The sequence below is a fragment of the Luteimonas suaedae genome, from assembly GCF_008312895.1.
In the GTDB taxonomy this organism is placed as follows: Bacteria; Pseudomonadota; Gammaproteobacteria; order Xanthomonadales; family Xanthomonadaceae; genus Luteimonas; species Luteimonas suaedae.
The window spans coordinates 83,839-95,807 of sequence record NZ_VSSP01000007.1 but is presented as its reverse complement, the minus strand read 5'-3'; the positions used below and the strand labels follow the sequence as shown (position 1 = coordinate 95,807).

Here is an 11,969-nt window from a genome sequence, read left to right as displayed (position 1 = left end):
CTGGCCGAAGGCCGGTGCAGGCGCCTGGCGGACTCCGATGACAACTTCGCGACGTCTGCCGCAGTCGTGAACCATTTGACCTTGGTTTTACCGGCCTCCTCTAGGGTCGCACTCCACACGAGTGGAGAAACGACATGTGGAAGAAGCTGTGCATCACCACGGGTGCAGTGTTGGGCCTGCTACTGCTGCTGTCCGTTGCGGGTTGGAGCTATGTGCACAGCCTGAAACTCGACAACGAACCGTTGGCCGATCCGGCCATCCAGGCGTCCGAGCTGGACTTCATGGCCCACCGCGTGAGCGCGGCACGCGGCCGCGTGCTGGCAGTGGTCAGCAGTACCGCCCGCTTTCCCGACGGCGGGCGCAAGGCCGGCTACGAGTTGACCGAACTGTCGCGCGCCTACTGGGTATTCGTGGCCAACGGCTACCAGGTCGATATCGCCAGTCCGCGCGGAGGCGAACCGCCGATGGTCAAGGACGACGATGAGGAACTGGTGGAAGCCGACCACGCCTTCCTCAACGACCCGGTGGTACAGGGCAAGCTGGCCGCAACCCTGCCGCTCGCGCAGATCGATCCATCACGCTATCGGGCGGTCTACTTCGTCGGCGGCAAGGGCGCGATGTTCGATTTTCCGGGCAATCCGGACATCGCCCGGATCGTGCGCGACATCTATCCACGCGGCGCGGTCGGCGCGGTCTGCCATGGTCCGGCGGCGCTGCTGGACATTCCTTCGGCCGTCGGCGGACGCTTGCTCCATGGCCGGCGTGTTACAGGCTTCACCAACGCCGAGGAACTGTTCCTGATCGAGGACGCCCGCGAACGTTTTCCATTCCTGCTGCAGGATGCGCTCTCCGCCCAAGGGGCGCGATTCATCGAGGCGCCGATGTACCTGGACAATGCGGTGACCGACGGTCGGCTGGTCACCGGCCAGAATCCCTGGTCCACCTGGTCGGTGGCCGAGGCGATGGTGCGCGTGCTGGGCCATGCGCCAATCCCGCGTGAAACGACCGCAGAGGAGTACAGCGTTCGCCTGCTCGCCACCTATCATCGGCGAGGACTCGCCGCGGCGTTGGCCGAGAAACGTACGTTGCCGCGCAGCGACAAGCGCCTGCTGTTGTTGCACGCCGTGGTCGCCGCCATGCAATGGCGCCCGGTCGACGCCTATCGGCTGCAGCGCCTGGCCAGGGCCTGAGCGCATGGCAGGATGAGCCTGCCCCGGATGCCTGCGGAAATTCCATGCCGATACGCGTGTTGCTGGTGGAAGACGATCTGGACATCGCCGCCGGCCTGGGCGATTACCTCGCTGCGCACGGGCTCATCGTCGACTTCGCCGGCAACGCGACCGAGGCGCGGGCGCGGCTGCTCGACGGTCGCTTCGACGTGCTGGTGCTGGACGTGAACCTGCCCGGCGAGGACGGCGTCGCCTTGTGCCGTTCGCTCAAGCAGGACCAGTCGCTCCGGCTGCCGGTGATCTTCCTGACCGCGCACGGCAGCCTGGACGACAAGCTGCGCGGCTTCGCTGCCGGCGCGCTGGACTACGTGCTCAAGCCGTTCGCACCGGCCGAACTGCTGGCGCGGCTGAACGCGATCGCCGTGCAGGCGGGCGGCGCGGGCGGCGTCTGCTTGCGGGTCGGCGACTACGTGCTGGATCCACAACGGGGCCTGTTGCAGCGCGGCGACGTGCATCTGTCGCTGCACGCCACCGGCCTGGCGATCCTGCGGCGGCTGATGCAGGCGCATCCGGGCAGCGTCGGCAAACAGGCGCTGAGCGAAGGCCTGTGGGGCGACGAGCCGCCCGACAGCGATCCGCTGCGCGCGCACATCTATCAGTTGCGCCAGGCGCTGCAGGCGCGCTTCGGCGAAGCGCCGATCGTCACCGTGCGCGGGGTCGGCTACCGTTTCGGTGCGGCGTCGTGAGCGGCCGGCAGAGCCTGCGCGCGGTGCTGGCGCGACAGTGGATCGTGTTCGGGCTGGTGCTGTTCGCCGGATTCACCGCGATGACCGTGCTGCTGCTGTTCATTCTCGAAGACAGCTTCATCGACCGCCGCCTGCGCGATGTCGCCGCGCGCATCGTCGATCCGTCGGCACCCACTGTGCTGCCGGAGGGCTTCGCGGTCTATCCCGCCGATGCCGCGCCGGAGGCGCTCCTCGTCCGCAGCCGCGGCATGCGCACGCGGGGCGTGCGCGAGTTTCGCCTGCCCGACGGACGCTATGTCCACATGCTGTCGGCGCGCACCGCCGAAGGCGCCGCGTTCCTGCTGGTACACGATGTCAGCGATCAGCTCGCCGTCAACGCCGCGCTAGCGCGGGCATGGCCGTGGCTGCTGCCGATGGCGGCGCTGCTAGCGCTGGGCGCCTATGCGCTCGCGCGCGCCTTCATGGGCCGTGTTTCGCGGCAGACCGCTTCCCTGGTCGCCCGCGTCGGCGAGGGCGACGATCCGTCCGCGCTGCATGCATACGCACGGGAGGCGCCGGTGCGCGAGTTCGGCCAGCTCGCGCAGCACCTTGCGGACGCGTGGGAGGCGCGCCTGGCGGCGCTGCAACGCGAGCGCGAGACCCTGTCGTTTCTCAGCCACGAGCTGCGCACGCCGCTGCAGTCGGTCCGCAACAGCCTGGAACTGCTGCGCAGGCAGCGCGACGACACCGTCGCGTGGCAGCGGCTGGAGCGGGCGGTCTCCCGCCTGACCCGAGCCAGCGCCAGCATCCTCTGGCTCGCCGGAGACGCCGCGCGGGCTCCCGAGGCCGGACCGACCGCCCTGCGCCCGCTGCTGGCCGGCCTGATCGACGAATTCGCGCCGCTCGCCATCGCCCGCGGGCAGGTCCTGCATCTGGCGGCCGGCGCCGATTGCACCTGGCCGCTGCCGGAGGACGTCGCCGAAACCGTGCTGTCCAACCTGCTGCTCAATGCGATCCAGCACGGCGGGCCGGGCGACGTCCGGATCGACCTGGGCGACTCCGGCTTGCGGCTGACCAATCCGGTATCGCCGCATCTGGGCGACGACGGCTATGGCCTGGGCCTGCAGCTGGTGAGGCGCATCCTGGCCCGGATCGGCCGCGTGCCGTTGCTCGAACGGGACGGCGACGCCGTGCTCCTCACCGTGACCGCAGGGGATGTCCCACCGCAGGCCGGCTGAGACTTGCCCTGTTTCCCCGGTATCGGCTGTACAACTGCGATCCGTCCGCAGGGACGCCAGCGGCGCGCGCCGCGACGATCCGCCGTCAACCGCCGGGCGTTGCCGTCGGACGGCGTTGCGCCGCGAGGAAAGCGCGCAGCGAGGCCGGCTTCACCGGCTTGGTCAGTACACGGTAGCCGCGCCGGCGCGCGGCCTGCTTGAGGGCGTCGCTGCCGTCGGCGGTCAGCAGTGCGCCGGGGGTATCCGGTGCAAGCGCGCGCAGCGCGTCGAGCGTATCCAGGCCGTCGAGGCGGTCGTGCAGGTGGTAGTCCACCAGCAGCACGTCCGGCTGCGCCGCCATTTGCGCCAGCGCTTCGTCGACGGTGGTCGCGCACGACGGCTCGATCCGCCAGCGCCGCAGCAGCGTCGCCATGCCGGCGAGGATGTCCGGGTCGTTGTCGACACACAGCACGCGCAGTCCCGCCAGTGAATCGGCGAGATCGAGCGCCGGCTTCGGCGTCGCCACCAGCGCGTTTTTGGCGCGCGGAACCAGGATCGAGAACATGCTGCCGCGGCCGACCTTCGAACGTGCATCGAGCCGGTGCTGGAGCAGGCGCGAGACGCGCTGGCAGATCGACAGGCCCAGGCCCAGGCCGCGCTCGTCCCAGTCGAACGGCTGCTGGTAGCGGTGGAACTCGTCGTAGATCTGGCGCATGTGGTGCTCGGGGATGCCGGGGCCGGTGTCCCAGACCTGCAGCGCCACCGCGCCTTCGTGCGGACGCGCGGCCAGCACGATGCGTCCCTCGCGGGTGTAGCGCATGGCGTTGGCGAGGAAGTTCTGCAGCACCCGGCGCAGCAGCCGGCGGTCGCTGTGCACCGGCAGCGATTGCGCATACAGGCGCAGCGAGACGCCGCGCGTCGCGGCCATCGGCGCGTACTGCGCGGCCAGCTGGCGCAGCAGTTCTCCGGCGTCGAAATCACTCCATTCCGGCTGCAGGGCGCCGGCGTCCAGGCGTGAGACGTCGAGCAACCCGTCGAGCAGTTCCTCGGCGGCGCGCAGCGAGGTGTCGACGCGCTCGGCCAGGCGCTGCTGCTCGTTGGGCTCGCCGCTCTCGCGCAATGCCGAGGCGAACAGTCGCGCGGCATTGAGCGGCTGCAGCACGTCGTGGCTGAGCGCCGCCAGGAAACGGGTGCGCGACTGTTGCGCCGCCTCGGCCTCGCGGGTGCGTACGGTCACCCGCTGCTCCAGGGTCTCGTTGATCTCGCGCAGAGCGCGTTCCACGCGTTTGTGCTCGGTGACGTCGCTGTAGCTGGTGACGTAGCCGCCGCCGGGCAGCGGCTGGCCGCGCACCTCGATCACCAGGCCGCTGCCGAGGATGCGTTCGGACACGTGCGCGGAGCCGGCGCGCATGTAGCCGACGCGCTTGTCGATCTCGGCCTCGATGCCGTCCTTCGACAGCGCTCCCAGCTCGCCGCGATCGACGTTGTAGCGGATCAGGTCGGCGACCGGGCGGCCGACGAACAGCATGCCGTCGGGATAGCCGAACAACTCCTGGTAGCGCCGGTTCCAGGCCACCAGGCGCATGTCGGGATCGACCACGCTCACGCCCTGGTCGATGTTCTCCAGGGTGGTGGAGAGGATCTCGCGGTTGAATCGCAGCTCCTGCCCGGCCTCGTCCAGCACCGCCACCACCTCGGCCAGGTCCATGCCGGAGCCGCGCAGGGTGCTGGTCAGCACCAAGCGTGCCGAGGCGGCGCCGATCGCCGAGGCCAGCAGCCGTTCGGTGAACTGCACCCAGGCGCGGTCGGCCGGCGTGTGCGGCTGCAGTTCCTGGCCCAGCGCCTGCGCCTGTTCGTCGAACGCGCGCTGCGCGTTGCGCACGCCGACGATGCGCCGCGCCAGCGCCAGCAGGTCGGCGACGTGCAGGCCGGCGCGCCAGTCGCTGCCGGCCAGCGTGCGGCGCGCGGTGTAGGGATTGAGGAAGGGCGCGGCGCGCAGGCGCTCGTCCAGGCTCGGGCGCCAGCGCACCGAGACCAGCAGCAGCGCGCCGGTGTTGAGCAGCAGCGACCAGAACGTGCCGTGGGTCAGCGGGTCCCAGCCTTCCAGGCCGAACAGCTGCCGCGGCCGCAGCCAGCCGATCCCGAACAGCCCGTGCTCGACCCACGCCGGCCCGAACCAGCCGGCGTCGGTCAGCGTCGGCAGCAGCAGGGTGTAGGCCCAGACCAGGAATCCGATCAGCAGGCCGGCCTCGGCGCCCTGGCGGCTGGCGCCGCGCCAGTACAGGCCGCCGATCAGCGCCGGCGCGAACTGCGCCACCGCCGCGAACGCCATCAGCCCGAACGCCGCCAGCGTGGTGTCGGTATTGCTGGCGCGGTAGTAGCCGTAGGCCAGGGCGGCGAAGCCGACGATCGCCACGCGCCGGATCCACAACACGGTCGAGGCGACGTTGCCGCCGTGGCGCTGCGCCCAGCCGCGGCGCAGCAGCAACGGCATCACCAGGTCGTTGCTGACCATGGTCGCCAGCGCCACGCTGGCCACGATCACCATGCCGGTCGCCGCGGAAAAGCCGCCGATGTAGGCGAACAGCGCCAGCGCATCGCGGTTTTCCGCCAGCGGCAGTGCCAGCACGTAGGTGTCGGCGATCGCCGCGCCGTCGTCGAACAGGGCGATGCCGGCGCTGGCGATCGGCAGCACCATCAGGCAGATCAGCACCAGGTAGGTGCCGAACATCCAGCGTGCGCGGCGGATGTCGGAGACGTCGATGCACTCGACCACGGCGACGTGGAACTGCCGCGGCAGGCAGACGATCGCGGTGAACGCCAGCAGGGTCTGGCCGACGAAACCCACCGGCGGCGAGTTCGACAGCAACTCGCGGGTCGCGGGAATCAGGTCCAGTTCGTGGTCGCCGAACCAGAAGATCGCGAACACGCCGACCGCGATCAGCGCCATCAGCTTGACCAGCGACTCCAGTGCGATCGCCAGCATCATGCCGGGACGGTGCTCGGTGGCGTCCACCTGGCGGGTGCCGAACAGGATCGCGAACAGCGCCATCATCAGCGCCGTGTACAGCGCCGGATCGCCCAGGGTGCTGGTGGCGGCCGGGCCGTCGCTCAGCACCTGCAGGCTCAGCGCCACCGCCTTGTACTGCAGCGCCAAGTACGGCACCGCGGCGATCAGCGCGATCAGCGCCACCATGGCCGCCAGCCGCTGCGAGCGGCCGTAGCGGGCGGCGATGAAGTCGGCGATCGAAACCGTGCTCTGCGACTGCGCGATCAGCGCCAGCCGCTCGAGGATGCGCCAGCCGAACAGCAGCAGCAGCAGCGGGCCCAGGTAGATCGGCAGGTAGCCGATGCCGTTGCGCGCGGCGCTGCCGACCGCGCCGTAGAAGGTCCACGACGAGCAGTACACCGCCAGCGCCAGGCTATAGATCACCGGGCGCAGGCCCGGGCGCTGGGTGTACATGGGGTTGCGATCGCCCCACCACGCCACCGCGAACAGCAGTGCGGCATAGCCGAGCGAGACCAGCAGCAGTACCCAGTCCGACAGCATTCCGATCCCCGAATGTCGGTACCAGTGTACGCGGCGGCGGTGGAGCGGTCGCCGCTGGCTGCCCCGTTGTGCGAGCGAATGAGGTCGATCATCGCCGGCTGCGCCGGACTGTGGGCGCGACGAAAGTCGCGACTGCGCGGCATCCGGTCGTCGCGACTTCTGTCGTGCCCACAGGAGAATGCGCCACCGATGTCGTCGTGGGTTGCTCCTGCGGCCGCCCCTGCAGGACCGCCCGGACGGGTCGCCTTGTGAATCACCTTGTGGAAGCGACTGAAGCCGCGACATGTTTCCAAACCACCGCAGTCGCGGCTTCGCGATGGCAAGCAAGCAACCGCGGCTCCGCCCCAGAGGTCTCGATCGCAACCTGGAACGTCTCCAGCCAGGAAACGAGAATCAACATTATGTGATAATGATTCGCATTCCCTGCCCCAAGACGAATCGCCCTCATGCCGCTACCGACAAGAGCAAGGCGCCCAGCGCCCGCCACCCGCCGGGTCCCCGCCTTGCCCGCCGTCCTGCTCGCACCGGTCCTGGGCCTGTCCACCCTCGCCTCGGCGCAGGAATCGGTCACCGACCTGGACGCGGTGCAGGTCGTCGGCCGCGCGCAGACCCTGTACAAGGTCGAGGACTCCACCACCGCCACCCGCACGCCGACGCCGCTGGAATGGGTGCCGCAGTCGGTGCAGGTGCTGCCGCGCGAGCTGATCGACGACCAGGCCGCGCGCCAGGTCACCGACCTCTACCGCAGCATCAGCGGCATCAACTTCTTCAGCTACGCCGGCGTCACCCTGCGCGGCTTCCGCCAGGAGAACGTGCTCTACGACGGCCTGCGCGGCGACCCCTACGCCGGCTTCTCGGTGCCGCAGCTGTTCGACATCGAGCGCGTGGAGGTGCTCAAGGGGCCGGTCGGCGCCCTCTACGGCGGCGGCGATCCCGGCGGCGTGATCAACTACGTCACCCGCAAGCCGCAGCGCGATCCGCAGACCAGCGTGGAGCTGCGGGTTGGCAACGACGACTTCGCCGCCGCGTCGTTCCAGTCGACCGGGCCGCTGGCCGGCAACGAGCGCCTGCGCTATCGCGTCGGCATCTACGGCGAAGACGAAAAGCCGTTCCGCTGGAACACCGACAACGAGGTGCGCATGGGCGACGTGGCCGCCGCGCTCGACGTCGGCGCCACCGGCACGCTCACCCTCAAGCTGACCGACATCGCCCAGGACCAGGCCGGCAACCGCCTGCGCGGCGTACCGGCCGACGACAACGGCCACTTCCTCGCCGACCGCCGCTGGAACCACAACGAGGCCAGCGACTTCCTCGACATGGACGCGCGCATCGCGCTGGCCACCTACACCGCCTCGCCTACCGACGCGCTCGACATCGACGTGTCCGCGCGCTGGTTCGAGAACGACGAGCATCAGCAGTACCACGAGCCCTGGGGCCTGATCGACCGCGACGGCGACGGCACCGCGGAATGGATGACGCGCCAGTTCCGCGACCAGGTGCGCCATGTCGAGGGCCTGGCCGCGAACGCCAACGGCGTCTGGCGCACACGGGCCGGAGGCCTTGACCACACCGTGCTGTTCGGGATCGACGGGTACCGCGAGGACAACGACTTCGAGGGCCGCACCGCGCACAGCGACGTCGCCGGCGGCAACGTGCCGGGCGTCGACCTGTTCGCGCCGGTGTACGGGCTGACCTCCGGCGCCGACTACACCTTCGATCCCTGGCGCACCACCCGCAGCCGCGGCACCCGCTACGGCGGCTATCTGCAGGACCAGGTCGAACTGACCCCGCGCTGGCAGCTGCTGGCCGGGCTGCGCTGGGACGGCTTCGAGGACGAGAATCGGGTGGACGGTTCGAAGGTGGACGGTCACGACCTCAGCTGGCGCCTGGGCAGCACGTACGTCCTGGCCGAGGGCGTCAACGCCTACGCCAACGTCGCCAGCGGCTTCCAGCCGCAGTCGACCGGCAACCAGCGCCGGGAGGTCGGCGGCCCGTTCGATCCCGAGCGCAGCCGGCAGTGGGAGCTCGGCCTCAAGACCGCGCTCGCCGGCGGCCGCGTCACTCTCAACACGGCGCTGTACCGTATCGAGCGCAGCAACGTGCTACAGGCCACCGGTGAGAGCATCGACGGCGTCAACCAGCTCGCGCCGCTGGGTCTGGTGCGCAGCGAAGGTTTCGAACTCGACGTGCTGGCCGACGTCACCGCGCGTTGGGTGCTGAGCGCCGCCTACGCCTACAACGACGCCCGCGTGCGCGACGCCGGCACCAACGGCATCACCAACTCGGTCGGCGACAAGTTCGCCAACGCGCCGCAGAACACGCTGGGCCTGTGGACCCGCTACGAACTGCCGGCGCTGCTGTCGTCGGTCGGCTTCGGCGTCGACTACGTCGACGAGCGGCTGAGCATCGACGGCCAGCGGGTCAAGCCGTACACCGTCTATGATCTCAGCTGGCAGACCGACTGGAACGGCTGGCACTTCCAGGCCAACGTCAAGAACCTGTTCGACAAGGTCTACGCCGCCAGCGGTTTCATCGAGCGCACCGGCCACTTCCCGGGCGAGCCGCGCCGTGTCTATCTCCAAGCCCGCTATACCTTCTGACAGCTCTTCCCCCTTTGAAAAAGGGGGGCAGGGGGGATTTGCTCTTCGCCAGACGCTTCGCAAAGCAACAGCAACAGCAAATCGCTACGCGATTCCCGGCCCTCGCGCAGCGCGCGAGGGCGCTCGAGCCGCCGCAAGCCTACGGCTTGCAAGCGGCGGCTTTCGCCCCCTTCAATCCCCCTTTTTCAACGGGGGAAGCAGCAAGCAGGGACGCTTCGACTTTCATCGTCCTTCCCCGCTACGAGAGGAAATCAGAGACCATTCCATGGGCCAGCCGTCGCCAGTCCAGACCGACCACCGCAAGCCCCGCGGCCGCCGCCTGTGGTTCGACCTGCACAGCTGGGTCGGCCTCAAGCTGTGCCTGTTCCTGGGCTTCGTCTGCTTCACCGGCACCCTGGCGGTGCTGGCGCACGAGATCGACTGGCTGCTGCATCCGGAGATCCGCGTCGCCCCCGGCCCCGAGCGCATCAGCTGGGGCGCGATGCTCGCCGCCGCGCGCAGCGCCCATCCGGACTGGGAGATCAGCGCCATCGAGGCCCCGGAGGGCAGCCGCTTCGCCGCGCGCGTGCGGGCGCGCACGCCGGAAGGGCGGCTGCGCTTCGTCTGGGTCGATCCGTACCGCGGCCAGGTCACCGGCGACACCCACTGGTTCAACGCCCACCGCTTCCTGCGCAACACCCATCGCCATCTGATGCTGCCGGTGCTTTATGGCGTGCCGCTGGTGGCGGCGCTGTCGATCCCGCTCGTCATCACCCTGGTCAGCAGCCTCTACATCTACCGGCACTGGTGGCGCGGCTTCTTCGTACGCCCGCGCGGCGACCGCCCGCGTCGGTTCTGGGGCGACCTCCACCGCCTGGCCGGCGTATGGAGCCTGGGTTTCATCGCGCTGATGGCGCTTACCGGCACCTGGTACCTGGTGGAATCGCTCGGCGGCGGTGCCGAACCGCCGGCAAAACTGCAGGCCGGACAGGCGCAAGGCGATGCGGGTCCCGCCAGTGCCGCGGTGGTTGACCGCGCCGTGGCGGAGGCGCGCGCACGTTGGCCGGCATTCGAGGTGCGCGTCGTTCGCCCCGCCGGTGTCGGTGGCACCCTGCTGATCGAGGGCGAGGCCGAAGCCGTGCTGGTGCGCCCGCGCGCGAACGCCATGGCCTTCGACGTCGCTGAAGGCCGCTGGGTCGGCACCCGCGACGGTCGCGACATGGACGTGCACCAGCGCATCGCCGAGATGGCCGACCCGTTGCACTTCGGCAACTTCGCCGGCCTGCCGGTCAAGCTCGTCTGGTTCGTCTTCGGCGCCCTGCTCACCACCCTGTGCATCACCGGCGTGTACCTCTACGGCCTGCGCATCGCCGACGCCCTGCGCTCCGGGCAACGGCGCGCCACCAGACGCCGCGCCGCGGAGGCCGCCGCATGAGCCCGTGGAAACTCGCCTGGCGCGGCATGGGCCGCTGGCGCTGGCTGTGGCTGGCGCTGCTGTTGGCGTGGCTGGGGCTGATTCCGATGGAGATCTTGAAGTGACAGCGAACGTTCCGGATCGTGGCCCTCAGGCGTTTCCCGCATCCGGAGCCGCAGCCGTCATGAAATGGCGTGGGAGGTCGATGGTGAACACGCAGCCTGAACCCGCCACGTCGCGCACGCTCAGCACGCCATTGTTGGCCTCGACGCTGCGGCGCGAGATCGACAACCCCAGGCCCAGGCCGCTGCGATCCTCCGCGCCTTGGGTGAAGGACTTGAACATGTCTTCTGCCAGGCCGGGTGGCAGGCCGCCGCAATGGTCCTGCACGTCGATGAGGATACGGTCGGCCAGCGCATAGGCATTGAGGGTCACTTCGCTGTGCGGACGGGTGAACTTGAACGCGTTCTGCAGCAGGTTGCCGATCGCCGACAGCAACAGGTCGCGGTCCGCGTCGACGGCCAGCAGCGGGTCGACGTCGGAAACGGTCAATACGCATCCCTTGACCTGGGCCTCCAGCGTTGCCGACAGCTTGATCTCGGCGATGAAATCCGCCAGCGAGAACAGACGATGCTGCACCTCCAGGCCGGCGGTGATGCGCACTTCGGCCAGGGAACGATCGATCAGGTTGCCCAGCCCCACCAGGGCACGGTCCAGCACGCCGCCGGTGGCACCGTTCAAGCCCACGTTGCCCTGCTTGATGACGGACAACGCCAGCGTCGCGGTGCACAGCTGGTTGCGCAGTTCATGGGCGAAGAAGCCAAGACGCTCGTTGAGCGCGACGGCCTGTCTGTCGGCGATGACGGAATCGCGCTGGTAGCCGAATTCGGTCACGGCGCTGGCGATGGCGTTGTCCAGGCAGCGGTTGAGCGTGCGGAACTCGTCGATCTCGATGTCGACGCCAGTCTCGAAGGCCAGGTCCGAGATCGACTGACACAGGTCGCCATAGTCGTGGACCACTTCTTCCACGGTGAATCCATGTTCCTGCAGTTCCTTGCCGTGCCGGGTCGCCGAATCGCTCATTTCCGAAAGCGCAGGCTTGCCGCCGCCCGATGGTCCGGACACCTTGTGGCTCTGCATGGGGGCTTCGGTCTGTTCCATCACCAGCGTCTTGATCAGCTGGTCCAGGAAGATGCTGACGCCGTTGGCCAGTTCCTTCGCAGGCACGCCAGGCGGCGAGCGCTGGGCAACCTTCGTCCGGCAACGGGCAATCAGCCCGGCCCGGTTCGCGGTGAGGAACTCGTGCATCATGGCG

The 11,969-nt window shown here is 69.3% G+C and carries 7 protein-coding genes; 5 read left to right on the top strand and 2 right to left on the bottom strand.

Annotated features, from left to right (window positions below):
• Nucleotides 1–134 precede the first annotated feature (134 nt).
• Genes FXO19_RS11955 through FXO19_RS11945 form a run of 3 tightly spaced genes read left to right on the top strand, consistent with a single transcriptional unit; the run spans nt 135 to nt 3,132 of the window.
• A complete protein-coding gene (locus FXO19_RS11955; protein WP_149195333.1) occupies nt 135–1,190 on the top strand; it encodes a type 1 glutamine amidotransferase domain-containing protein in 1,056 nt (351 codons plus the stop codon).
• Between the two features lie 44 nt (nt 1,191–1,234).
• Nucleotides 1,235–1,915 (top strand): response regulator transcription factor, encoded by a 681-nt coding sequence (locus tag FXO19_RS11950; RefSeq protein WP_187775754.1) that lies wholly within the window; start codon nt 1,235–1,237, stop codon nt 1,913–1,915.
• A complete protein-coding gene (locus FXO19_RS11945; protein ID WP_149195331.1) occupies nt 1,912–3,132 on the top strand; it encodes a sensor histidine kinase in 1,221 nt (406 codons plus the stop codon). The genes FXO19_RS11950 and FXO19_RS11945 overlap by 4 nt, the downstream gene beginning before the upstream one ends.
• Before the next feature lie 85 nt (nt 3,133–3,217).
• On the opposite strand, the gene FXO19_RS11940 is transcribed toward FXO19_RS11945, so the two are convergent.
• On the bottom strand, nt 3,218–6,661 hold the full coding sequence (locus tag FXO19_RS11940) for a hybrid sensor histidine kinase/response regulator (protein ID WP_149195330.1): 3,444 nt from the start codon (nt 6,659–6,661) through the stop codon (nt 3,218–3,220).
• 446 nt (nt 6,662–7,107) lie between these two features.
• On the opposite strand from FXO19_RS11940, the gene FXO19_RS11935 reads away from it, so the two are divergent.
• Both FXO19_RS11935 and FXO19_RS11930 read left to right on the top strand, forming a co-directional pair.
• Entirely contained in the window at nt 7,108–9,261 is a 2,154-nt protein-coding gene (locus FXO19_RS11935; RefSeq protein ID WP_149195329.1) for a TonB-dependent siderophore receptor, read from the top strand.
• A gap of 265 nt (nt 9,262–9,526) precedes the next feature.
• A complete protein-coding gene (locus tag FXO19_RS11930; RefSeq protein WP_149195328.1) occupies nt 9,527–10,675 on the top strand; it encodes a PepSY-associated TM helix domain-containing protein in 1,149 nt (382 codons plus the stop codon).
• Nucleotides 10,676–10,804: 129 nt separating this feature from the next.
• On the opposite strand, the gene FXO19_RS11925 is transcribed toward FXO19_RS11930, so the two are convergent.
• A complete protein-coding gene (locus tag FXO19_RS11925) occupies nt 10,805–11,881 on the bottom strand; it encodes a sensor histidine kinase (RefSeq protein WP_223115493.1) in 1,077 nt (358 codons plus the stop codon).
• Between the last annotated feature and the right edge of the window lie 88 nt (nt 11,882–11,969).

Coding starts and splice junctions, on each gene's coding strand:
- FXO19_RS11955 (WP_149195333.1), top strand. CDS start 135: ATGTGGAAGAAGCTGTGCATCACCACGGGTGCAGTGTTGGGCCTGCTA.
- FXO19_RS11950 (WP_187775754.1), top strand. CDS start 1,235: ATGCCGATACGCGTGTTGCTGGTGGAAGACGATCTGGACATCGCCGCC.
- FXO19_RS11940 (WP_149195330.1), bottom strand. CDS start 6,661: ATGCTGTCGGACTGGGTACTGCTGCTGGTCTCGCTCGGCTATGCCGCA.
- FXO19_RS11935 (WP_149195329.1), top strand. CDS start 7,108: ATGCCGCTACCGACAAGAGCAAGGCGCCCAGCGCCCGCCACCCGCCGG.
- FXO19_RS11930 (WP_149195328.1), top strand. CDS start 9,527: ATGGGCCAGCCGTCGCCAGTCCAGACCGACCACCGCAAGCCCCGCGGC.